Origin of the sequence: Micromonospora sp. DT47, assembly GCF_049844475.1 — a bacterium.
Lineage (GTDB): Bacteria > Actinomycetota > Actinomycetes > Mycobacteriales > Micromonosporaceae > Micromonospora.
Window position 1 is genome coordinate 81,961 of record NZ_JBNCLC010000001.1, and the last position, 22,477, is coordinate 104,437.

Consider the following 22,477-nt stretch of genomic DNA (forward strand, 5'->3'; position numbering starts at 1 on the left):
TCCCCCGAGGCCCGCGCCGGACCCGGCTCAGCCCCGCCGCTCCTCCGCGGCGCTCGCGGCCCGGTAGCGGAGCAGCGCCGGAAAGACCGCCACCAGCAGCACGGCCAGGGCGGCGGAGACCAGGCCGCCGCCCACCCAGGCGACGCCCGTGCCGAAGCCGGCCGCCACCCCGCCGGCCCGCAGGTCACCCAGGCGCGGCCCGCCGGCGACCACCACGGTGTTCACCCCCTGGAGCCGGCCGCGCATCCGGTCGGGCGCGTACACCAGCAGCATCGACTGCCGCAGTACGGCGCTGACCAGGTCGGCGGCCCCGGCGACGGCGAGCAGGGTGACCATCAGCCAGAGCTGGCGGGCCAGCCCGGCGGCGGCGATCGCCAGCCCCCAGCCGACCACCGCCACCACCAGGGCCAGGCCCTGCCGACGCATCCGGCCGATCCAGCCGGAGGTGAGGCCACCCAGCATGGCGCCGATCGCGATGGCGCTGTAGAGCCAGCCCACCGCCGCGCCCCCGCCGAACCGGCTCTCGGCGACCTCCGGGAAGAGCGCGCGCGGCATGGCCAGGATCATCGCGATCAGGTCGATGGCGAACGACGACAGCAGCACCGGCGTGGCGGCGAGGTAGCGGAACCCGTCGACGATGCCGGCGAGCCCGCCCCGGCGTACCTCGCCCTCGGCGGGCGGCTCCGGGGGCATCGCGGGCAGCCGCACGGTGGCCACCACCAACCCGGTGAAGAGCAGCGCGTCCAGCGCGTAGGCGATCGGCAGTCCCGGCCCGGTGCCGAAGGTCGCGAAGATCAGACCGGCGGCCAGCGGCCCGACCACCGACGCGGCGGTGAAGGTGGTGTAGTTCAGCGTGCTTCCGGCCGGGACCAGCTCCGGCGGCAACAGCCGGGGCAGGGTCGCGGTGCGGGCCGGCGAGCTGATCGCGAACGCGATCGAGTGCACCGTCACCAGGGCCAGCAGCACCACCGGGCTGCCCCGGTCGAGCAGCGCGTGCCCCAGGAGGCCGAGCATCGAGACCCACAGCAGCGCCGAACCGGCGAGCAGCACCCGCCGCCGGTCGCGGGCGTCGGCCACCGCGCCGCCCCAGAGCCCGAAGACCAACAGGGGTACGAAGCCCGCGACGCCGAGCAGCCCGACCCAGAACGAGTCCTCGGTCAGCGCGTACATCTCCACCGGCACCGCGACGGCGGTAAATTGAAACCCGAACATGGCCACCGTGTTGCCGAGCCACATCCGCCGGTAGGCCGGCACGGCCAGCGGGCGCAGGTCGATCGCCCAGCGGCGCGCCCCGCGCGGCCGGGTCTCCTTGACGGCGGTCACGGGGCCAACCGCTCCACGGTCCAGGCGCCGCCGTCGGTACGGCGGAAGCGCAGCCGGTCGTGCAGCCGGCTGGCCCGGCCCTGCCAGAACTCCACCGACTCGGGGCGGACCCGGAATCCGCCCCAGTGCGGCGGCGCGGGGATCTGCGCGACGTCGGCGAAGCGCTCCGCGACCGCCCGGTACGCCTCGTCCAGCGCGGCCCGGCCGGGGATCACCCGGGACTGGGTGCTGGCCCAGGCGCCGAGTTGGGAGCCGCGCGGCCGGCTGGCGAAGTACGCCTCGGTCTCCGCCCGCGCGACCTGCTCCACCCGGCCGGCGACCACCACCTGCCGCTGCACGGGGAACCACGGGAAGACCAGGCTGGCGTACGGGTTGGCCAGCGCCTCGGTGCCCTTGCGCGATCCGTGGTTGGTGTAGAAGACGAAGCCGTCCGGGTCGTACCCCTTGAGCAGCACGGTGCGGCCGCTCGGGTGGCCGGCGGCGTCGGCGGTGCCGACGATCATCGCGTTCGGCTCGGGCAGGCCGCCGGCCACCGCGTCGGCGAACCAGCGATCGAACTGGGTGTACCAGTCCGCCGCCAGATCCGCCTCGGAAAGGCCCTGGTCGGCGGCGTACTCGTTACGCATGACCGCCGGAGCCGGTGTGTCGCCCATCACAGTCGCTCTCCCCCTCGTCGGGGCTTCCGCGTCCCCCGACGCTGGCCAGCCCCCACCGCCCAGTCTCGCCGAGGACGTGACGGCGTCCACTGGCGGGGATGTCGCGTGCGGCACAGTCGCAGCGGGTCGCGCACTCGGTTGCCCAGCAGGCAAGATGTCACGAACACATCCCTGAGGGTCGCCTAAGGTACCGGGCCGGATGAGCCCCCGCGGGCGCACCGAGCCGGAAGCCAGGAGACGACATGTCGGACTTCAAACCGGGCCTGGAGGGCGTCGTAGCCTTCGAGACCGAGATCGCCGAACCCGACCGCGAGGGTGGCGCGCTGCGCTATCGCGGCGTGGACATCGAGGATCTGATCGGTCAGGTCTCCTTCGGCAACGTGTGGGCGCTGCTGGTCGACGGCCGCTTCGGACCGGGCCTGCCGCCGGCCGAGCCGTTCCCGGTCCCGGTGCACTCCGGCGACATCCGGGTCGACGTGCAGTCCGCGGTGGCCATGCTGGCCCCGTACTGGGGGCTCGACCAGCTGCTGGACATCTCCGACGAGCAGGCCCGCGAGGACCTGGCCCGGGTCTCCGTCACCGCGCTCTCCTTCGTCGCCCAGTCCGCCCGCGGCCTGGGCCTGCCGGCCGTGCCGCAGAAGGAGATCGACAAGGCGGAGACGATCGTCGAGCGCTTCATGAAGCGCTGGCGCGGCGAGCCGGACCCGCGGCACGTCAAGGCCGTCGACGCGTACTTCATCTCGGCCGCTGAGCACGGCCTGAACGCCTCCACCTTCACCACCCGGATCGTCGCCTCCACCGGCGCCGACGCCGCGGCCTGCATCTCCTCCGGCATCGGCGCGCTCTCCGGCCCGCTGCACGGCGGCGCCCCCTCCCGGGTGCTCAGCATGCTGGAGGCCGTCGAACGCAGCGGCGACGCCGAGGGGTACGTCAAGGGCGTCCTCGACCGCGGCGAGCGGCTGATGGGCTTCGGCCACCGGGTCTACCGGGCCGAGGACCCGCGCGCCCGGGTGCTCCGCCGCACCGCCAAGGAACTCGGCGCGCCGCGCTTCGAGATCGCCGAGGCGCTGGAGAAGGCCGCGCTGGCCGAGCTCAAGGCCCGCCGCCCCGACCGGGTGCTCGCCACCAACGTCGAGTTCTGGTCGGCCGTGGTGCTGGACTTCGCCGAGGTGCCGGCGCACATGTTCACCTCGATGTTCACCTGCGCCCGGATGGGCGGCTGGAGCGCGCACATCCTGGAGCAGAAGAAGCTCCAGCGGCTGGTCCGCCCGTCCGCCCGCTACGTCGGGCCGAGCAGCCGGAAGCCGCAGGAGGTCGAGGGCTGGGACGCCATCCCGCACGGCGTCTGATCCGCGTACGCCGAGGGCCCCGACCGACCGGTCGGGGCCCTCGGCATGCCAGCCCGGGCGCTCAGGACCCCCTGCGCCAGCGCTCCGTCCCCACCGCGCCTCCCCCGTGGTCGACAACCGGTCCCAGCGTGCCCTCCCCGGGCAACCGGACCCGGCGTGTGGGGCACGCCTCACCAGCCAGGGTGGGACTGGCGGGTCGGCCGGCGGGACAGGGTGCGAGGATGGAGGCTCGGCAGTGCCGCCGGACCGGGCTCGGAACCCGGCCGCCCGTGCGCCCCGCGCACGCGTCCGCCGTCGGTCCGCGCCGTTGAAGGGCCCGCCCTAAGCCCATGCGGAAGGATCTCGACAACCGTGGCTGACGCACCGACCATCCGGATTCCCGACGACATCAAGCCCGCCGACGGGCGGTTCGGCTGCGGGCCGTCCAAGGTCCGTCCGGCGGCGGTCTCCGCACTTGCCGAGGTGGCCACCAGCTACCTGGGCACCTCACACCGGCAGAAGACGGTCCGCGACGAGGTCGCCCGGCTCCGCCGGGGCATCGCCGAGTTCTTCTCCCTCCCCGAGGGCTACGAGGTGATCATCGGCAACGGCGGCACCACCGCGTTCTGGGAGGTGGCCACCTTCGGGCTGGTTCGCGACCGGGCACAGTTCGCCAGCTTCGGCGAATTCGGCGCCAAGTTCGCCAAGTCGGTCAAGGACGCGCCGTTCCTGGGCGAGCCGACCGTCCGCAGGTCTGAGCCGGGCAGCGCGCCGACGCTGGTCGCCGAGGCCGGGGTGGACGTCTACGCCACCCCGCACAACGAGACCTCCACCGGCGTGGCCGTGCCGATCAGCCGGGTGGCCGGCGCGGACCCGGGCTCGCTGCTGCTGGTTGACGCCACCTCGGGCGCGGGCGGCCTGGACGTGAACGTCGGCGAGACCGACGTCTACTACTTCGCCCCGCAGAAGTGCTTCGGCTCCGACGGCGGCCTCTGGCTGGCGCTGATGTCCCCGGCCGCGCTGGAGCGGGCCACCGAGATCAAGGGTTCGGGCCGCTACATCCCGGCCTTCCTGGACCTGGTCACCGCGATCGACAACTCGCGGCTGGAGCAGACCTACAACACCCCGGCGCTGGCCACCATCTTCCTGGCCGCCGAGCAGACCGACTGGATGAACTCGCAGGGCGGCCTGGCCTGGGCGGCCAAGCGCACCGCCGAGAGCGCCGGCATCGTGTACGGCTGGGCCGAGCGCTCCGACGTGGCCACACCGTTCGTCACCGACCCGGCGCTGCGCTCCAACGTGGTCGCCACCATCGACTTCGCCGACGAGGTGGACGCCTCCGCGGTCGCCAAGGCGCTGCGCGCCAACGGCATCGTGGACACCGAGCCGTACCGGAAGTTGGGGCGCAACCAACTCCGGGTGGCGCTCTTCCCGGCGGTGGAGCCGGCGGACGTGGAGGCGCTGACCGCCTCCATCGACTACGTGGTCGAGCGGCTCTAGCAGACCCGTCACGGTGGGTGGCCACGGAGGCCCTGGTGGCCACCCACCGTGATCATCGCCGCAGCTCAGTCGCGACGCGCGGGTGTCGCATCCCCCACCTCGGGGAAGAGAAGCGTACGGTGGTCCGAGACGCCCGGGTGGCCGGCTCGTGGCGTGACGGCCAGCGAAGCGGGACGGAGGCTACGCCATGCGCCCAGTACGCTTCGTCGCCCTCTCCGAGGACGGCCAGGCTCTGGTGCTCGCCGACGAGGTCGGGCGCCTGCTCGCCCTCCCCATCGACGGACGCATCGCCACGGCGCTGCACGCCGAGCCCGGCGCGACGCCGCTCGCGGTGGTGCCCACCGCGGCCGACCCGACGCCGTCACTGTCCCCACGGGACATCCAGGCCCGGATCCGCTCCGGCGAGTCCGCCGAGGAGGTAGCCCGGATCGCCGGCGTGCCGGTCGACCGCGTGCTGCGCTACGCCGGCCCGGTGCTCCAGGAGCGGGCCATGCTCGCCCAGCACGCCCGACGCACCCGGCTCAAGGGCGCCGAGAAGCCCACCCCGCTCGCCGAGGTGGTCAACGGCCGGCTGGCCCAGCACGGGATCGACACCGAGAAGATCTCCTGGGACGCCTACCGGCGCGACGACGGCGCCTGGCGGATCATCGCCACCTGGCCGTCCGGCAAGGCCACCGCACAGGCGGTCTGGGATCTCGACAAGCTCCGGCAGAACGTCACCCCGCACGACGACATGGCGCAATACCTCTGCGCCGAGCGGCCCACGCCGATCCTCGGCCAGGAGCCGGCGCCGGAGCGGGGTGGCCACGCGCTGCCCGGCCCGTCGCGCGGCGAGCCGAGCCGGGGCGGGCACGGCCTGCCGGCGGCCGGCGAGCACAGCCGTCCGGGTCGGGACCCGATCCGGGCCGGGCGGGACGCCCTGCTCGCGTCGCTGGACCGGCCGATCGGTGGCACCTCCGGGCGCGGGCTCGACCCGCGTTCCCCGGCCGCGCTGGCCGGTCAGGAGGCTCCCCGGCAGCGGGCGGTCGGCGGTGGCGCGGCGGCGCTGCTCGGCGGCGGCCAGGGGTCGGCGTTCGACGACGACTCGGACGCGCCGAAGGAGGTCCCGGCCGTACCCTCGCTGGCCGTGCTCCGGCCGCGCCGGACGGGCACTTCGGCGGCCGCCGCCGGCGGTGAGTCGACCGACGCCGCCGGCAAGCCGCGCAAGCGGCTGCCCAGCTGGGACGACGTTCTCTTCGGCACCGGCCCGGCGGCCCGCGAGTCCTCCTGATCCATCGGGCGCCCTGGCATCGCGAGGCACGCTAAGTGCCCGCGTGCCAGGGTGGACCCATGGAATACACGAATCTGGGACGCACCGGTCTCTCGGTGAGCCGGCTCTGCCTCGGCACGATGAACTTCGGGCCGCAGACCAGCGAGCCGGACAGTTTCGCCATCATGGACCGGGCGCTGGAACACGGGATCAACTTCTTCGACACCGCCAACGTCTACGGCTGGCAGACCGGCGAGGGGATCACCGAGCAGATCATCGGCCGCTGGTTCGCCCAGGGCGGCGGGCGGCGCGACAAGGTCGTCCTCGCCACCAAGGTGTACGGGAAGATGGGCGACTGGCCCAACGAGCAGGGCCTCTCCGCCCGGCACATCATCCGGGCCTGTGAGGACTCGCTGCGCCGGCTCCAGACCGACGTCATCGACCTCTACCAGATGCACCACGTCTCCCGGACCACCCCGTGGGAGGAGATCTGGCAGGCGATGGAAACCCTGGTCGCCCAGGGCAAGGTCATCTACGTCGGGTCGTCCAACTTCGCCGGTTGGCACATCGCCCAGGCGCAGGCCGCGGCCGGCAAGCGCAACTTCCTCGGCCTGGTCGCCGAGCAGTCGATCTACAACCTGCTCACCCGGCACGTCGAGCTGGAGGTGATCCCGGCCGCGCAGCACTACGGGCTGGGCGTGATCCCGTGGTCGCCGCTGCACGGCGGCCTGCTCAGCGGCGTCATCCGGAAGATGGCCGAGGGCGGCGCGGCGCGCGGCACCAGCGGCCGTGCCGCCGACGCGCTGGCCGAGCACCGGCCCACCGTCGAGGCGTACGAGAAGCTCTGCGCGGACCTCGGCCACGACCCGGCGGACGTGGCGCTCGGCTGGCTGCTCGCCCGGCCCGGGGTGACCGCCCCGATCATCGGCCCGCGCACCATCGACCAGCTCGACCGCACCCTCGGCGCGCTGACCGTAGACATCGACGAGGCAACAGAGAAGCGCCTCGACGAACTCTTCCCCCCGATCGGCAACGGCGGCCCCGGCCCCGAAGCCTGGGCCTGGTAACCCACCCCCCACCCCCCACCCCCCACCCCGCCGATCTTGCACTTTGCGCCCCTGTTCTGCGTCATATGTCTTTTCTGCGGGGGCAGGAAGTGCAAGATCGCGCGAGGGGGTGGGAGGGAGGGGTTAGAGGGGCCAGGCGGCGAGGCGGTCGTACGTGGGGTGGGGGCCCTGGTGACTGCGGACCAGGACCATCTCGGTGGCCGGCCACTCCGGGCCGGCGTAGTCGGCGAGCGCGACCCGGTCGGCCTCCACGTCGGTACGGTCGATCCGGTCGCCGGGGCGGGCGATGGTCAGGTGCGGACGGAACGGCTTTTCATCGTGCGGGAGGCGGTTGCGGCGCAGGCCCATCCGGATCAGCCGGCCCAGCACGTGCAGCGGCTCGACCTCGCCGAGCAGGTCCACCCAGAGCACGGTGAAGAGCCCCCGGCCGAACCGTCCGCCCCCGCCGAGGCGCAGCCGGGGCGAACTGTCCCGCCCGTCCCGGGACGTCTCGGCCGCGAGCCCCAGGACGCTCTCCACCTCGACCAGCCGGTCGGCCTCCACCTCGCCGAGGAAGGCGAGCGTGACGTGCAGGTTGGCCGGGTCGGCGAGGCGTACGTTGATCCCGGCCGCGGCGGCGGCACCGACCTGCAGCCGGGCCACCCGGGCGGTCAGGTCGGCCAGCGCGGCGGGCGGCGGGTAGACCGCGACGAAGAGTCTCACGCCCGCCGGTGACGCGGTCGCCGACCGGCGCGGGCGGCCGGCACCGGCAGCCCGGCGGCCTCGAGCAGCCCCTCCACCCGGACCCGCTCGATCTCCCGGTCGACACCCTCCAGCTCGGTCATGTGCTCGGTGATCCCCAGCGCCCGGCAGGCCGCCCGGAGCCGGTCGTCGTACGCGTCGATGACCGAGCCGTGCCAGACCGCCGAGCGGCCGCCGGCGGCGAGCCGGTGCCCGCCGAGGCGGCGCAGGTCGGCGGCGATGAGTTCGAGGGGTTTGCGCTCCGGCCGGTCCAGCTGGGTCAGGTCGACGTCCCGGGTGAGGGCGTCCGCCTCGATCGCCCGGTCCAGCCGGGCGATGGTGCGCCGCTCGCGTCGCCCCTCGCGCCACTCGCTCCACCCGCAGACCACCCGGTCGAGGATCTCGTCGACGCAGAAGAGCAGGGCGAACGCCACCGGCAGGCACGCCACGGCGAGGAATGCCAGTGCCAGCGTCAGTGCGCGAGCGCCTTCCACGTATCGACGCTAAGGCTCCGACCCACCCGCCGCCACCGGATTGCCGGTATCCGGACGCGAACCGGTCCGCCCATTGGACGGCGCGAACCGGTCCGCCCCATGGGACGGCGCGAACCGGTCCGCCCATTGGACGGCGCGAACCGGTCCACCCCGGGGAGAGGTGGGCCGGAGTCGCAGTTTTCAGCAGTCGGGCGAGGAGACCACGTAGAAGCGGGGCATCGGCAGCACCCGGAAGCGCAGCCGGGCGCCGGAGCGGCGCAGCTGCCAGGTGAGCGCGAGCAGCGCGGTGGCCAGCGAGATGAGCCCGCCCATCCAGATGCTCGCCCCCGCGCCGTAGGTCTCGGCGACCCAGCCGATGATCGGCGCGCCGACCGGGTTGGTGCCGAGGAAGACCAGCACCCAGAGCGCCATGACCCGGCCGCGGAACGCGGCGTCGACACCGAGCTGCACCCGCTGGTTGGCCGCCTGGGCGAAGTAGACCATGAAGAAGCCGGTCGGCAGGAGCAGGGTCACCACCAGCCAGTACGTCAGGGCGAGCCCGACCAGGGTGCCGAAGGTGGCGCAGCCGACCGCGGCGCCCAGCACCAGCCAGACCGAGGGGCGGCTGCGCCGCCCGGTGCCGGCGAGCGCCCCGACCAGCGCGCCGACCGCCAGCGCGCTGCTGAACAGGCCGAAGGAGGCGGCCCCGGTGTGGAAGACCGTCTTGGCCAGCGCGGCGAGGGTGAGCTGGAAGTTGAACAGCGTCATGCCGATGATCGACATCACCACCATCGGCAGCAGCAGATCGGGGCGGCGCCAGACGTAGCGCAGCCCGTCGACCACCTTCGCCGAGTCGCGTTCGCCGACCGGCGGCAGGTCCTTGCGGTGCAGTTCGGCCGGGCGCATCCGGACCACGTTGGCCAGCGGGGCGATCGAGCTGACCGCGGTGAAGAGGAAGACCGGGCCGACGTCGAAGGCGGCGATGGAAAGGCCGGCGACGGCCGGGCCGATGATCCGGGCGGAGTTGAACACCGCCGCGTTGAGCGAGAGCGCGTTGGGCAGCAGCGACATGCCGACCAGTTCGGAGACGAACGCCTGCCGGACCGGGGTCTCCACCGCGTTGGCGACGCCGAGCAGCGCGGCGAAGGCGAAGACGTGCCAGAGCTGGACCAGGCCGGTGAGCACCAGCAGGCTCATGCCGAGCGCGAGCACGGTCCAGAAGGCGTTGGCGACGAAGAGCAGCAGGCGCTTGTCGTACCGGTCGGCGAGCCGGCCGGAGAGCAGGGTGAGCAGCAGCACCGGGGTGAACTGGAGCGCGGTGACCACACCGAGCGCGGTGGCGGAGTTGTCGGAGAGCTCGAGGACGAGCCAGTCCTGGGCAATGAACATCATCCAGACGCCGATCAGCTTGATCAGCTGCCCGGATGCGAATAGCCGGTAGTTGCGGACCTGTAGGGACTGGAACATCGTGCTCAGCTTCGCCTGCACTCTTGGTGCGCCTCCTCGGGTGGTACGCGTCATCCACGACGGACGGCGCGGACCCGGCGGTACGGGCGCGGTCAGGCTCGGGCGAGCTGCTGGAGGATCTCGGCGGCGCGCCGCAGCGTGTCGCGTTCGTCCTCCGTGAGCGCGGCCAGCCGGCTGGCCAGCCACTCGTCACGGACCCGTTCGAACTGGTCGAGCACGGCCCGTCCCCCCTCGGTCGCCGCCAGGATGACCTGTCGGCCGTCGGTCGGATGGGGGGTGCGCTGCACGAGGCCGCGCTCCTCCAACTTCGCGACGATCTTGGTCATCGTCGGCGGCTGCACCCGCTCCACGTCGGCCAGTTCCCGGGGCGTCAGCGCGCCCGCCAGCTTGAGGCTGGTGAGCGCGGAGAGCTGGGTGACCGTGAGGTCGCCGACCGGTCGGGCTTGTCGGACCCGCCGGTTGAGCCGGGTGATCGCATCACGCAGCTGAGGGGCCAGCTGCGCCGGTGGCACGCGTTTCGCCGTCACCGTCCGCTCCGTCACAGTAGTTAGCCTAACTAATGAGCCTGGCTAACGACATGCGATATGACCAGGCTCACGAGGGGGGTCAGTGCACCGCGGACTCGATCGGCCCGCGCAGGAAGTACAGGATGAACAGCGCCGCCACCCCGTAGAGCAGCGGGTGGATGTCCCGCGCCCTGCCCTTGGCCAGCTTGATCACCACGTACGTGATGAGACCGGCGCCGATACCGTTGGAGATCGAGTACGTGAACGGCATCAGGGTGATGGTGAGGAACGCCGGGATGGCGATCTCGTAGTCGGTCCAGTCGATGGTCCGCACCGCGGTCATCATCAGGAAACCGACCACCACCAGCGCCGTCGAGGCCGCCTCGAACGGCACCACCACGGACAGCGGCGCGAGGAACATCGCCAGCAGGAACAGGCCGCCGGTGACCAGGCTGGCCACCCCGGTCCGGGCACCCTCCGCGACACCGGCGGCGCTCTCGATGTACGACGTGTTGCTGGAGACGCTCGCCGCACCACCGGCCGCCGCGGCGATCGAGTCGACCAGCAGGATCTCCTTCGCCCGCGGCGGGGTGCCCCGCTCGTCGAGCATGCTCCCCTCCTGGCCGATCGCGACCATGGTGCCCATGGTGTCGAAGAAGTCGGTGATCAGCAGGGTGAAGACGAACATCAGCGGGACCAGCCAGCCGGCCCGGCTCCACGAGTCGAGCACGTTGAAGTGGCCCAGCAGGGACAGGTCCGGCACGTCCACGATCTTCTTGGGCAGCTCCGGCACGTTCAGCGACCAGCCCTTGGGGTTCGGCTTGCCGTTGACGAAGGACGGCCCGACGTGGGCGACCGCCTCCACGATGATCGCCAGCACCGTCGAGACCAGGATGCCGATCAGGATCGCGCCGCGCACCCGCCGTACCACCAGCACCAGGGTCACCAGCAGGCCGACCACGAAGACCAGCATCGGCCAACTGACGAGCTTGCCGCCGATGCCCAGCCCCACCGGAACAGTGGTGTTCGCGACGTCCGGGACGCGCCGGACGAAGCCGGCGTCGACCAGGCCGATGATGGTGAGGAAGAGACCGATGCCGACGCCGATCGCCGTCTTCAGCTGGGTGGGGACCGAGCGGAACACCGCGGTCCGCAGTCCGGTGAGCACGAGGATCGCGATGATCACGCCCTCGATGACCACCAGGCCCATCGCGTCCGCCCAGGTCATCTCCGGGGCGATCTCGTACGCGACCAGCGCGTTCACGCCCAGGCCGGCGGCCAGCGCCATCGGGAAGCGCCCGACGACGCCCATCAGCATCGTCATCAGGCCGGCGACCAGGGCGGTCGCGGCGGCCAGCGCGGGGATCGAGAGCTTCTTGCCGTCGCCGTCGACGGCACCACCCAGGATCAGCGGGTTCAGCACCACGATGTACGCCATCGTGAAGAAGGTCGCCAGACCACCCCGTACCTCGCGGCTCATCGTCGAACCGCGGGCGGAGATCTCGAAGAATCGGTCGAATCCGTTACGGGGGTGGGCGGGATCGGGCGGAGTGCCGTTTTCCGGCGGCGCAATGGCCATCAGGTCCTCGCAGGGTGATCGTCCGTTGTCGCGCGCATCGTCCCAGATCAGGGGACGGCCGGCAAAGGTTGATCGCGTACGCTTTGCCCCGTGCCACAGGAGCAACCGCCGCGGCCCGAGCCGCTCGACCCGCCGATGGTCCCGTTCGCGGTCGCCGGACTGATCGCCTGGGCGGTGGCCGGCCTGGTCCTGCTGATCTTCTTCCGTGACTGGCTGACCAGGCACGGGCACCAGAACTGGCTCTGGACATGCCTGGCCGGTTTCCTGTGGGGCTTTCCCGGTCTGGCCGTGATGATGCGGCACGACGCCCACCGTCGCCGGCGCCGGGAATCCGCCCGACGGGGCTGATCCGTCAGGAGTGGCCGTACGGCTCCGCCGGCTCGGCCGCCTCCACCGAACCGGGGGCCCGGCTCACCGACATCGCCTCGACCGCGCTGTCGTCGTAGACCGTGGGCATCTCGTCGACCGCGGGCTCCGCGGTCTCGACCAGGGTCTCCGAGTGCGCACCGCAGCCGTGGTCGGCGCTGACCACCCGGCCGTCGTCCGGGGCGTAGAAGTTGCCGCAGGCGCCGAAGGACTGCCGCAGCGCGCCGGCCAGCGGGAGGTAGAAGCCGCAGGTGCCGCAGCGGGCGGCCGCGGGCGCGGCGACCGAGATCGGCGCGGAGGGGCCGTGGTCACCGTCGTACCAGCGCTGGGCCGCCTCGGCGCGCCCCTCCCGGGACAGCACCCGGGGGCGGCCGAGACCCAGCTCCCAGGCGGTCTCCTCGACCGCCGGGTCGTCGGAGAGCAGGTAGCCGGGGGCGAGGCGGTCGTCGTCCGGCGGGGTGGGGAGCAGGTCGCCCGGGCCCAGGTCGCCCGGCTTGAGCCGCTCCTGCCAGGGCAGCCAGCCCGGGGCGAGCAGCGCGTTCGAGCCGGGCAGCAGCACCGTCTCGCAGATGGTGACGTGCTTGCTGCGCGGCACCCGGGTGACGGTGACCGCCCACCGCCAGCCGCGGTAGCCGGCGAGCAGACACTCGAAGTAGTGCGTGACGACCCGGTCGCCCTCGGCGACGGCGCGCAGGTGGTCGCCGACGTCGGCGGGCTCCACCTCGGTGATGCCAGCGCGGGCCACCTCGACGGCGGCGGCGCAGACCTGGTCGAGGCGGGCGGCACGGGTGGAGACGGGCCTGGTCACCCGCCCATTGTTCCCCATGCGCGCGGCCGGGTGACAGGCACTCCCCGATGATGTGTTCCCCCGGTGCTGCGGCATGCCTGGAGCAGATGGGCAAGGATGGTGCACATGCCGCTGTTCTCCCGCTCCGGGCGGTCCGTACTGGGACGGACCGTGGGCACGAGCATCCGCGCCACCCGCCTGCTGCTCCGGGGTTCGGTCAGCAGCGGGCGCTGGATGACCCGGCGGGCCGGGTCGGCCCGGACGAGGGGCGCCGGCGGCGAGGTCGGCATGGTCCGTCTCTTCGACCTGCACGCGGTCTCCTGCGCCGGGGACACGCTGATCGCCATCGGCCTGGCCGGGACGATCTTCTTCGACGTCCCGCTCGGCGAGGCACGCAGCAAGGTGGCGCTCTACCTGCTGGTCACGATGGTGCCGTTCGCGATGCTGGCGCCGGTGGTCGGCCCGCTGCTCGACCACTTCCGGCACGGCCGCCGGTACGCCCTGGCCACCACCATGCTGGGTCGGGCGTTCCTGGCCTGGTTGATCTCCGACTACATCGGCGGCTTCGGGCTCTATCCCGCGGCGTTCGGCGTACTGGCGCTCTCCCGGGCGTACGGGGTGGCCCGCTCGGCGGCCGTGCCCCGGCTGCTCCCGGAGGGGCTCGGCCTCTCCCAGGTCGGCGCCCGGGCCAGCGTCTACGGCACGGTGGCCGGTGCCCTGGTGGCCCCGATCGGGCTGGCCGCGTTCTGGTTCGGGCCGCAGTGGCCGCTGCGGGTGGCCTCGGTGATCTTCCTGGTCGGCATGGTGATCGCGTTGCGGCTGCCGCCCAAGGCGGATTCCGAGCCGCCGGAGCGGGTGCCCCACCCGCTGCGGGCGCTGCGCCGCGACGGCGACCGGCCGCTGGGCCGGGGGCGCCCGGCGGGCCGGCTGGTCATCGCCACCCTGATCGGCGCGGCGGCGCCGCGCGCGCTCTACGGCTTCCTGCTGCTCTTCCTCGCGTTCGCGCTGAAGAAGGGCGACCTGACCACCGACTTCTTCGGCCGCGAGCTAAACACCCAGGCCGCGCTGGGCCTGGTCGGCGGGGCGCTGGCGGTGGGTGGCTTCCTGGCCACCGCGATGGGTACCCGGCTGCGCATCCACCGGCCGGCGGCGATCCAGTCCAGCACGATGATCATCGTTGCCGGGGTGGCGATCCTGGCGACGCTGAAGTTCTCCCTGCCGATGGTGGCGGCGCTCTGTCTGGTCGCCGCGTTGACCAGCGGGATCTCCAAGCTGGCGGTGGACGCCTCGATCCAGGAACGGATCCCGGAGCGACTGCGGGCCAGCTCCTTCGCCCATTCGGAGACGGCGCTGATGCTCGCCTTCGTGGCCGGCGGTGGGCTCGGCCTGGTGCCGTTCGACGGGCGGGTCGGCATCGCCGTCGCCGCCGGGGTGGGCACCCTCGCCGCCGTCCGGGGCGTCGTGGTCGCCGGCCGGCTGCGGGCCGACCGGCTGATCGGCCGCCCGCTGCACGACGACGAGCTGGCCGCCCCGGGCGAGCCCTCCGACGAGCCCGCCAGCGGCGGGGGCCCGGACGCGCCCCACCGGGACGGGCCGGCGCCCGGCCGGCACGGCGCCCACGGCCGGCGGGATCCGGCGGACGCCGCCACGGCGGCCGCCGCCAAGGCCGCGCCGACGTCACCGGCTCCCACCGGGCACGGCTCCCCGGGCCGGGGCGACGACTCCGGGCTCGCCCCGCCCGGCTACCACATCTACCGGCCGTCCTCGGCCGTCGGTGGGTCGGGAACGGACGACGAGCAGCGGCGGGAGTCGCAGGGGCCGGTGTCGTGACCGGTCTGCTGGTGCTGACCGCGGTGCCCGCCGAGGCGGAGGCGGTCCGGGCGGGCCTGGCCGACCCGACGGTGACCGTCCGCCCGGTCGGGGTGGGGCCGGCCGTCGCCGGTGCCGCGACCGCCCGACTGCTCACCCTGGCCGAGGCGGCGGGGCGCCCGTACCGGGCGGTGGTCAGCGCGGGCGTGGCCGGCGGCTTCGCCGGCCGGGTGGCGGTCGGCGGCACCGTGCTGGGCACCCGGAGCGTCGCGGCCGATCTCGGCGCCGAGTCGCCGGAGGGCTTCCTCCCGATCGACGAGCTGGGCATGCCGCCCGAGCTGCTGGGTGGCGGCCCGACCGTCGATGCCGACCCGGAGCTGCTGGCCGCCCTGCGCGCGGCGCTCCCCGAGGCGATGGTCGGCGCGGTGCTCACCGTGAGCACGGTGACCGGCACGGTCGCGAGCACCGCGGCCCTCGCCGACCGGCACCCGGACGCCGTGGCCGAGGCCATGGAGGGGTACGGCGTGGCGGTCGCCGCCGCGCAGGCCGGCCTCCCCTTCGCCGAGCTGCGGACCGTCTCGAACCCGATCGGGCCTCGGGACCGGGACGCGTGGCGGATGCGCGAAGCGCTCACCGCCCTGGCCGCGGCCGCCCGGGCTCTGCGCTGACCGGCAGATCGAGTCGGAGCGCCTCCGGCCGGCTGGCTTCCGGCCGGTAACCGCAGGCCTGCAGGAACCCGATACCGCCGAACTCGGCGATGGCGTGCGCGGTGGCGACCCCGGCCCGATCCATCTCGGCGGCGAACGCGTCGAGCAGCCGGCGTCCGATGCCCAGCTCACGGTGCTCGGCGGCGACCAGCACGCCGTCGAGCACCATCTCCCGCCGGCCGCCCTGGTCGTACCGGCCCAGGAAGTCGGCGCTGCGCTCATGCGCCCGCAGCTCACCGACGAGTTGCCCGTCGGGCAGTTCGGCCACGAACCGCCAGGACGTCCCGGGAAGGCCACCGCCGGTGAACCGCCGTACCCGGACCTCACGCCGGACCTTTTCGTTCCGACGGCGCCGGTCCCGCTTGTCCCGGTCCTGGTCGTACGTCGCCGCGGGCAGTCTCGCGTTCCAGCGCTCGGGTGGGAGGTTTGACCAGTGCGCCCACCAGGCGCCTGGCCAGTCCCGCGGTTCCCGGACCTCCCGGGCGTCGAGGTGTGCGGGACAGTGTCGCCCGGCCGCGTCCCGCAATCCCTCGTGCGGGACCGCCGGCGGCGAGCAGGTCGCCTCGGCAGCCTCGTCCGCCGAGTCCCCAGTCGCCACAGCGGACGCCGGTGGAAACGACACCGTGATCCGACCCGAGGCCGCTCGCACCAGACGCTCGATGGTGCGGAACCTGGGGTCGGCCACTGCACCCGACTCGATCCGGGCGATGGTGGCCTGCGGCACCCCGGACTTCGCGGCCAGTTCGCGCTGACTCAGGTCGGCGGCGCGGCGGATCGCCCGAAGCATGGCACCCAGATCGGCCTGCGGCACGGCGTCGCTCACCCGCACCATGCTCGATGCCGCCGCAGCCGTCTTCAACACCCTCCGGCCTACCTGTGGATAACCCTGTGGAGAACGGCGGAGCTGGGGATGAAGTCGGCCGGAGACACGCTACAAAGCTGATTACGGCAATGCATCGGGCTCCGGGGAAGCCGTCGGTGTCACCCCGGCCTCGATTCGTGCACGTCATCAGCTTTGTAGCGAGTCACCGGAGGGTCGTCTCCCGACCGCCGCCGCCAGGGACGGGCCGACGGGCCGCCAGGGCATGGCGGACGACCGGTGGGCCGGGCCCCTGGGCCGAGCCGCTGGGCCGAGCCGAGCCGGTGGGCCGAGGGCTGCGGCCGGGCGGGGTCACCGCCGGCTGGGCGGGGTCACAGCCGGGCGGGCGGGGCGGGCCGGGGCTGCGGGCGGGGATACCGTGGGAGCGTGGTGCTCACCCTGGCGATCTCGCCCTGCCCCAACGACACGTTCGTCTTCGACGCCCTGGTGCACGGCCGGGTGCCCGGCGCACCGCCGGTCGAGGTGACCTACGCGGACGTGGACGTCACCAACACCGCCGCCGAGCGGGGCGCGTTCGACCTGGTGAAGGTGAGCTACGCGGCGCTGCCGTGGCTGCTCGACGACTACCACCTGCTGCCCTGCGGCGGGGCGCTCGGCCGGGGCTGCGGCCCGCTGGTGCTCACCCGCGGCGACCGCACCGACCTGAGCGGGGCCACCGTGGCGGTGCCCGGTGACCGGACCACCGCGTACCTGCTCTTCCGGCTCTGGTCGGCGCAGCGGCCACCGGCCCGGATCGAGGTGGTGCCGTTCCACGAGATCATGCCCGCCGTCGCCGCCGGGACGTACGACGCCGGGCTGGTCATCCACGAGGCCCGGTTCACCTATCCGCGGCACGGGTTGACCGCGCTGGTCGACCTCGGCGAGTGGTGGGAGGCCGACACCGGCCTCCCGATCCCGCTCGGCGCGATCCTGGCCCGCAAGGGCGCCGTCGACCCGGTCGAGGCCGCCGGCTGGATCCGCGAGTCCGTCCGCCAGGCGTGGGCGGACCCGGCCGCGAGCCGCGACTACGTGCTCGCCCACGCGCAGGAGATGGAGCCCGACGTGGTGGACCGGCACATCGGCCTCTACGTCAACGAGTTCACCGCGGACCTGGGGGACGCGGGGTTCGCCGCCGTGGAGGCGCTGCTCGGCCGGGCCGCCGACGCCGGGCTGATCCCTCAGACCTCCAGCTCGCGCGCCACCGCGTGGACCAGCTGAGCGATCTTCTGCGCGGTCTTCCGGTCCGGGTAACGGCCCCGGCGCAGGTCCGGCTGGACCTTCGCCTCCAGCACCTTGATCATGTCCTCGACCAGGCCGTGCAGCTCCTCGGCCGGCCGCCGGCGCAGCTCCGCCATCGACGGCGGGGCGTCCAGCAGCTTGACCCCCATCGCCTGGGCGCCCCGACGGCTGTCCACCACGCTGAAGTCGATCCGCTGGCCGCCCTTGAGGTCGGTGACATCCGCCGGCAGCGCGCCCTTGGGCAGGAACACGTCGCCACCCTCGTCACTGGTGACGAACCCGTATCCCTTGGCCGTGTCATACCACTTCACTCGACCCGTCGGCACCTGAGAACCCCTGCTTCACTTGAGACGTCTACTGCTCCAAGGCTAGCCCGATGATCCGGTCCAGCGCCGCCGGGAATCCGGTGAGGTCGTCGAGCACCAGGTTCGCCCCGGCGGCCCGCAGCTCGTCCTCCGTACACGGGCCGGTCGCCACCCCGATGCCCGGGATCCCGGCCGCCCCGGCCGCCGTCATGTCCGCCACGTGGTCGCCCACGTAGAGCCCGGCGCCGTGCTCGCGCAGCGCGGTCGCCTTCTCCTCGGCGAACAGGTCGCCGGCCAGCTCGTCGACGGCCAGGCCGAGGTGGTCCAGGTGCAGCCGGGCCAGCCGACCGATCTTCGAGGTCACCACCATCACCCGGCCGCCGAGGGCGTGCACGGCGTCGACCGCCTGCCGGGCGCCGGGCAACGGGACGGTCGGCGTGATCGCGTACGCCGGGTAGAGCTCGCGGTAGATCCGGACCGCCTCCTCGACCCCCTCCGGCGGGAACCAGAGCCCGATCTCGGTGCGCAACGGCGGCCCCAGCCGGGACACGGCGAGCTCGGCGTCCACGGGCACCCCGGTCAGGGCGGTCAGCGCCCGGTAGGTGGCCGCGATCCCGGGGCGGGAGTCGACCAGGGTCATGTCGAGGTCGAACCCGACCATCAGCGCAGACATCCTGAGAACGTACCCGGCCAACCCCGGCCAACCCCGGCGAGCCGGACGTCAGAGGGGCGGGAGTGCCCCGCGCCGGGCTAGCGTGGAACGACGATGACCACCTCACTCGCCGACCACCTGCGCGCCCTGCCCGACGCGTCGCTCGCCGCCCTGCTCCGACTGCGGCCCGACCTCGTCGTGCCGGTGCCGGCCGACGTCTCCGCGCTCGCCCTCCGGGCCGAGTCGCGGGTGTCGGTGGCCCGCGCGCTGGACGGGCTGGACCAGTTCACCCTCCTGATCCTCGATGCCGCCCGGCTCACCCGGCACCCGGAGGACGGCACCACCTCCACCGAGGCGGTGCTCGCCATGGCCACCGCCGGGCCGCGCCCGCCGGCGCCGACCACCGTCCGGTCCGCGGTCGACAAGCTGCGCGCGCTCTTCCTGCTGTACGGCCCGGGGCACGCGCTGCGCGTCGCCGGCAGCGTGGACGAGGTCGCCCCGTACCCGGCAGGGCTGGGCCGGCCGGCGGCGGACCTGGACCCGCGGACGGCCGCGGTCTGCGCGGACCCGGCGAAGCTGCGGCGCACGCTGCTCGCCGCTCCCCCCTCGGCCCGGGCGATCCTGGACCGCCTGGCCGCCGGCCCGCCGGTGGGCAGCGTGCCGGCGGGCGCGCTGCGGGCGCCGGCGGTCGGCGCGGAGGACGACCTCCCCCCGGACGCCACCAACGGGGGCGCGCCGACCGGCTCGCCGGTGCGCTGGCTGGTCGACGCCCGGCTGCTGGTGCTGGTCTCCGCCGGCACCGTGGAGCTGCCCCGCGAGGTGGCGCTCCTGCTGCGCCGGGACAGCGGGCCGCTCGGCCCGCTGCGGACCAGCCCGCCGCCGGTGGCGGCCGCGCCGCGCGAGCCGAAGGCCGTCGACTCCGCCGGGGCCGGGCAGGCCATGGAGGTGGTACGGCACACCGAGGCGCTGCTGGAGAGCCTGGCCGCCGAGCCGGCGCCGGTGCTGCGCTCGGGCGGTGTCGGGGTACGCGACCTGCGCCGGCTGGCCCGCACGCTGGGGCTGGACGAGGCGACCACCGCGCTGCTGTTCGAGGTGGCGTACGCGGCGGGGCTGGTCGGGGAGCTGGACCTGCCCGGGGCCACCACCACCCGGTACGGCGCCGACCAGCAGGTGCTGCCCACCGGCGGGTACGAGGTGTGGCGGGCGATGTCGCTGGCCCACCGTTGGGAACAGCTCGCCCGCGCCTGGCTGACCATGAGCCGGCAGGTGGGCCTGGTCGGTCAGCGCGACGACCGGGACCGGCCGATCAGCGTGCTCTCCGCCGAGGCGGAACGGGCCGGCGCGCCGGCCGCCCGGCGGGCGGTGCTCGGGGTGCTGGCCGACCTGGAGCCGGCCACCGCGCCGACCCCGGAGGAGGTGCTGGAGCTGCTCGACTGGCGGGCGCCGCGGCGCAGCCGGGGGCGGGAGGCCGCGCACCGGGAGGTGCTGACCGAGGCGGCCCAGTTGGGCGTGACCGGGCTCGGCGCGCTCACCTCGTACGGGCGGCTGCTGCTGGCCGACGTCACCGACGCCGACGAGCGCGGCGCGGACGACCCGCTCGGCCTGCGCACCGACGCCGAGAGCGGCGACCCGTCCAGAGCGGTCCGGGCGCTGGACGCCCTGCTCCCCGCCCCGGTCGACCACTTCCTGGTGCAGGCCGACCTGAGCGTGGTGGTGCCGGGTCCGCCGGACCCGGCCCTCGCCGGCGAGCTGGACGTGATCGCCGAGCACGAGTCGGCCGGCGGGGCCAGCGTGCACCGGGTCACCACGGCCAGCGTGCGGCGCGCCCTGGACGCCGGCTACACCGCCGACGACCTGCACGCGCTCTTCCGCCGCCGGTCGCGTACCCCGGTGCCGCAGGGGTTGACCTACCTGGTGGACGACGTGGCGCGCAAGCACGGCGGGCTGCGCGTCGGCTCCGCCGGCGGGTACGTGCGCAGCGACGACGAGGCGCTGCTCGCCGAGGTGCTCGCCGACCGGCGGCTGGAACCGCTGGCGTTCCGGCGGCTGGCCCCGACGGTGCTGGCCACCCCGTACCAGGTGCAGCGGATGCTGATCGCGTTGCGCGACGCCGGGTACGCGCCGGTGCCGGAGGACGCCAGCGGCGCGGCGGTGCTCTCGCGGCCGAAGACCCGGCGGGCGCCCGCCCGGGTGCCGGTGACCACCCGCGCCCTCGACCCGCTGGCGACGCCGAAGCTGGCCATGCCGCGGCTGCTCGGCGTGGTGGAGCAGATCCGGCGGGGCGACGCGGCGGCGCGGGCCGCCCGGCGCGCCCCGGCGGTGGTCCGCGGCGGCGCGGCGGCCGCCGGCCGGATGCCGGCGCACGGTCACAGCGAGGCTCTGGCCGTGCTGCAGCAGGCCGTCCGGGACAAGGCGCTGGTCTGGGTGGGGTATGTCGACGCACACGGGGCGACCGCGTCGCGGCTGCTCCGGCCGGTCTCCATCGGCGCCGGTTACCTGCGCGCGGAGGACGACCGGACCGAGATGCTGCACACCTTCGCCCTGCACCGGATCACCGCGGCGGTGCGGGAGGACTGACCGCTCAGCGGCGGCTGCGGCGCACGGTGCCGATCACGGAGACGGCGAGCAGCAGCCCGAACCCGGCGCCCGCCGTCTCGCCGACCGAGGCGATGAAGCCCTGCCGCTGCACCAGCCAACCGAAGAGGAACCAGCCGACGAGAGCGGCGGCGGCGACGGCGTAGCCGACCACCGTCGCCGTGGAGACCTCGTCGGCCGCCGCTCGCCTGTCGGGTGTCGCGTCGTCGGCGATCACTTCGCGGTCGACGGTCATGCCAGCCCTCCCGCCCCGTCCGGCCCTGCCCTCCAGGGTGGCATCCGGCGGCCGGCGCGGACAGGGGCGAAAACCCTGATCCGCCCGTACGCCGTGGCGGCTCAGGTGCCGGGACGGCGGCCGAAGAGCTTGACCCGGGCGCCCACCTTGCCCAACTCCCACCAGCGCACCGCGTCGGCGTGCAGCAGGTTGACGCAGCCGTGTGAGCCGATCGAGGAGGTGTGCAGGTAGGTGGTGGTCTCGTGGAAGCCGATGCCGCCGTTGAAGCGCTGCCAGTACGGCAGCCAGACGTCGTACGGGTCGGACCACTCCCTGAGGTTGCGGGAGTTGACCTGGTAGGTGCCGGCGGGGGTGGCGTAGCCGGCCATCCCGGTGCGGGTGACGGTCGGCCCGGCGACCACCTTGCCGTCCCTCATCACCCAGGTCGTCTGCCGGGTGAGGTCGACGCAGAAGGTGGTGCCCGCGCCGGCGTTGCACCGCGCGGGGCTGCTGGTCGCCAACCGCTTCGCCACGTCGTACGTCAAAGAGCCGGCGCGGCCGGCGGCGGGACGAATGGCGTACCGCCGCTGGAACTTCTTGATCGCGGCGCAGTCGGCGTCCGACTGCCGGCCGTCGACGGTGACCGAGCCGAAGCCACCCAACTTGGCCAGGTACGTCTCGACGTCGCGCTGGTGCTCGCCCTGCTCGCAGCGGGTCCGTTGGGACGGCGTCGGGTGTTTCTGCGGGCGCCCGGTGGACGGGATCGGCGAGGTCGTGGCGCGGAGGGGCGTCGACCCGGCGGTCGCCCTGGCCCTCGGGGTGGTCGTCGCCGCGGTCGGCCGGGTCAGCTGGTCGGGCAGGGAGGTGCCGCTCGCCCCCGTTGCCTGTTCCGCGTTGCCGACCGGGGCGGGCCCTCCTCCAGTGCCACCCGGATCGGCCTGCGGATCGAACGCGCACCCACCGGCGCCGACCAGCGTGACCACCACCAGGGCGGCGACCCGAGTAATGAAACGTTTGATGCTCATGCGGTCTCCCCGGGTCGTCCGTCACCTTGCAAGACGTTCGGCGCACCGGGA

The 22,477-nt window shown here is 74.0% G+C and carries 22 protein-coding genes; 9 read left to right on the forward strand and 13 right to left on the reverse strand.

Translation table 11 applies throughout. The annotated features are described in order from the left end of the window. Positions 1–27: 27 nt before the first annotated feature. Both ACLQ2U_RS00435 and pdxH read right to left on the reverse strand, forming a co-directional pair. On the reverse strand, positions 28–1,323 hold the full coding sequence (locus ACLQ2U_RS00435) for an MFS transporter (protein WP_425748454.1): 1,296 nt from the start codon (positions 1,321–1,323) through the stop codon (positions 28–30). Beyond that, positions 1,320–1,976, reverse strand: coding sequence for a pyridoxamine 5'-phosphate oxidase (gene pdxH / locus ACLQ2U_RS00440; protein ID WP_425748456.1), 657 nt, complete (start codon positions 1,974–1,976; stop codon positions 1,320–1,322). The genes ACLQ2U_RS00435 and pdxH overlap by 4 nt, the downstream gene beginning before the upstream one ends. A gap of 245 nt (positions 1,977–2,221) precedes the next feature. Between pdxH and ACLQ2U_RS00445 the strand changes: the two genes are divergently transcribed. From ACLQ2U_RS00445 to ACLQ2U_RS00460, 4 genes are all read left to right on the forward strand, one after another. Then, entirely contained in the window at positions 2,222–3,328 is a 1,107-nt protein-coding gene (locus ACLQ2U_RS00445; RefSeq protein ID WP_425748458.1) for a citrate synthase 2, read from the forward strand. Positions 3,329–3,679: 351 nt separating this feature from the next. Continuing rightward, complete coding sequence (gene serC / locus ACLQ2U_RS00450; protein ID WP_425748459.1) at positions 3,680–4,807, forward strand: phosphoserine transaminase; 1,128 nt, start codon at positions 3,680–3,682, stop codon at positions 4,805–4,807. A gap of 187 nt (positions 4,808–4,994) precedes the next feature. Next, positions 4,995–6,077, forward strand: coding sequence for a septation protein SepH (gene sepH / locus ACLQ2U_RS00455; protein WP_425748461.1), 1,083 nt, complete (start codon positions 4,995–4,997; stop codon positions 6,075–6,077). Between the two features lie 59 nt (positions 6,078–6,136). Next, a complete protein-coding gene (locus ACLQ2U_RS00460) occupies positions 6,137–7,123 on the forward strand; it encodes an aldo/keto reductase (RefSeq protein ID WP_425748463.1) in 987 nt (328 codons plus the stop codon). 123 nt (positions 7,124–7,246) lie between these two features. Here ACLQ2U_RS00460 and thpR read toward each other — a convergent pair whose 3' ends face one another. The 5 genes from thpR to ACLQ2U_RS00485 form a co-directional block, all read right to left on the reverse strand. Beyond that, positions 7,247–7,825, reverse strand: coding sequence for an RNA 2',3'-cyclic phosphodiesterase (gene thpR, locus ACLQ2U_RS00465; RefSeq protein ID WP_425748465.1), 579 nt, complete (start codon positions 7,823–7,825; stop codon positions 7,247–7,249). Next, entirely contained in the window at positions 7,822–8,337 is a 516-nt protein-coding gene (locus ACLQ2U_RS00470; RefSeq protein WP_425748467.1) for a hypothetical protein, read from the reverse strand. The genes thpR and ACLQ2U_RS00470 overlap by 4 nt, the downstream gene beginning before the upstream one ends. A 180-nt stretch (positions 8,338–8,517) precedes the next feature. Further along, positions 8,518–9,804, reverse strand: coding sequence for an MFS transporter (locus tag ACLQ2U_RS00475; protein WP_425748469.1), 1,287 nt, complete (start codon positions 9,802–9,804; stop codon positions 8,518–8,520). Positions 9,805–9,875: 71 nt separating this feature from the next. Beyond that, positions 9,876–10,325: a MarR family winged helix-turn-helix transcriptional regulator gene (locus tag ACLQ2U_RS00480; protein ID WP_425748471.1), complete on the reverse strand. Its 450-nt coding sequence runs from the start codon at positions 10,323–10,325 to the stop codon at positions 9,876–9,878. A 64-nt stretch (positions 10,326–10,389) separates the two neighbouring features. Beyond that, positions 10,390–11,868, reverse strand: a complete 1,479-nt coding sequence (locus ACLQ2U_RS00485) for an NCS2 family permease (RefSeq protein WP_425748473.1) — start codon at positions 11,866–11,868, stop codon at positions 10,390–10,392. A 90-nt stretch (positions 11,869–11,958) separates the two neighbouring features. Here ACLQ2U_RS00485 and ACLQ2U_RS00490 point away from each other — a divergent pair, with 90 nt between their 5' ends. Then, positions 11,959–12,216, forward strand: coding sequence for a DUF2530 domain-containing protein (locus tag ACLQ2U_RS00490; protein WP_425748475.1), 258 nt, complete (start codon positions 11,959–11,961; stop codon positions 12,214–12,216). 4 nt (positions 12,217–12,220) lie between these two features. On the opposite strand, the gene ACLQ2U_RS00495 is transcribed toward ACLQ2U_RS00490, so the two are convergent. Further along, positions 12,221–13,060 carry a DUF3027 domain-containing protein gene (locus tag ACLQ2U_RS00495; protein ID WP_425748477.1) on the reverse strand — a complete coding sequence of 280 codons (840 nt, stop codon included), beginning with the start codon at positions 13,058–13,060 and terminating at the stop codon, positions 12,221–12,223. A gap of 87 nt (positions 13,061–13,147) precedes the next feature. Here ACLQ2U_RS00495 and ACLQ2U_RS00500 point away from each other — a divergent pair, with 87 nt between their 5' ends. Then, the gene (locus ACLQ2U_RS00500) at positions 13,148–14,851 is read left to right on the forward strand and encodes an MFS transporter (RefSeq protein ID WP_425748479.1); all 1,704 of its coding nucleotides are present in this window, start codon (positions 13,148–13,150) and stop codon (positions 14,849–14,851) included. Beyond that, positions 14,848–15,498 carry a futalosine hydrolase gene (locus tag ACLQ2U_RS00505; protein WP_425748481.1) on the forward strand — a complete coding sequence of 217 codons (651 nt, stop codon included), beginning with the start codon at positions 14,848–14,850 and terminating at the stop codon, positions 15,496–15,498. Before ACLQ2U_RS00500 ends, ACLQ2U_RS00505 begins: the two co-directional genes overlap by 4 nt. On the opposite strand, the gene ACLQ2U_RS00510 is transcribed toward ACLQ2U_RS00505, so the two are convergent. Further along, a complete protein-coding gene (locus ACLQ2U_RS00510) occupies positions 15,461–16,360 on the reverse strand; it encodes a GNAT family N-acetyltransferase (RefSeq protein ID WP_425748483.1) in 900 nt (299 codons plus the stop codon). The genes ACLQ2U_RS00505 and ACLQ2U_RS00510 overlap by 38 nt on opposite strands. Before the next feature lie 423 nt (positions 16,361–16,783). On the opposite strand from ACLQ2U_RS00510, the gene ACLQ2U_RS00515 reads away from it, so the two are divergent. Further along, positions 16,784–17,614 carry a 1,4-dihydroxy-6-naphthoate synthase gene (locus ACLQ2U_RS00515; RefSeq protein ID WP_425748485.1) on the forward strand — a complete coding sequence of 277 codons (831 nt, stop codon included), beginning with the start codon at positions 16,784–16,786 and terminating at the stop codon, positions 17,612–17,614. Here the strand turns inward: ACLQ2U_RS00515 and ACLQ2U_RS00520 are convergent. Both ACLQ2U_RS00520 and ACLQ2U_RS00525 read right to left on the reverse strand, forming a co-directional pair. Next, on the reverse strand, positions 17,575–17,961 hold the full coding sequence (locus tag ACLQ2U_RS00520) for a cold-shock protein (RefSeq protein WP_425748486.1): 387 nt from the start codon (positions 17,959–17,961) through the stop codon (positions 17,575–17,577). The two genes, ACLQ2U_RS00515 and ACLQ2U_RS00520, sit on opposite strands and share 40 nt — an antisense overlap. Positions 17,962–17,989: 28 nt before the next feature. Further along, positions 17,990–18,613 (reverse strand): HAD family hydrolase, encoded by a 624-nt coding sequence (locus tag ACLQ2U_RS00525; protein ID WP_425748488.1) that lies wholly within the window; start codon positions 18,611–18,613, stop codon positions 17,990–17,992. Positions 18,614–18,706: 93 nt separating this feature from the next. On the opposite strand from ACLQ2U_RS00525, the gene ACLQ2U_RS00530 reads away from it, so the two are divergent. Continuing rightward, positions 18,707–21,169, forward strand: a complete 2,463-nt coding sequence (locus ACLQ2U_RS00530) for a helicase-associated domain-containing protein (RefSeq protein WP_425748490.1) — start codon at positions 18,707–18,709, stop codon at positions 21,167–21,169. Positions 21,170–21,173: 4 nt separating this feature from the next. Here ACLQ2U_RS00530 and ACLQ2U_RS00535 read toward each other — a convergent pair whose 3' ends face one another. Beyond that, entirely contained in the window at positions 21,174–21,422 is a 249-nt protein-coding gene (locus tag ACLQ2U_RS00535; protein ID WP_425748491.1) for a hypothetical protein, read from the reverse strand. Positions 21,423–21,523: 101 nt separating this feature from the next. After that, entirely contained in the window at positions 21,524–22,426 is a 903-nt protein-coding gene (locus tag ACLQ2U_RS00540; protein ID WP_425748493.1) for a L,D-transpeptidase family protein, read from the reverse strand. Positions 22,427–22,477 lie beyond the last annotated feature (51 nt).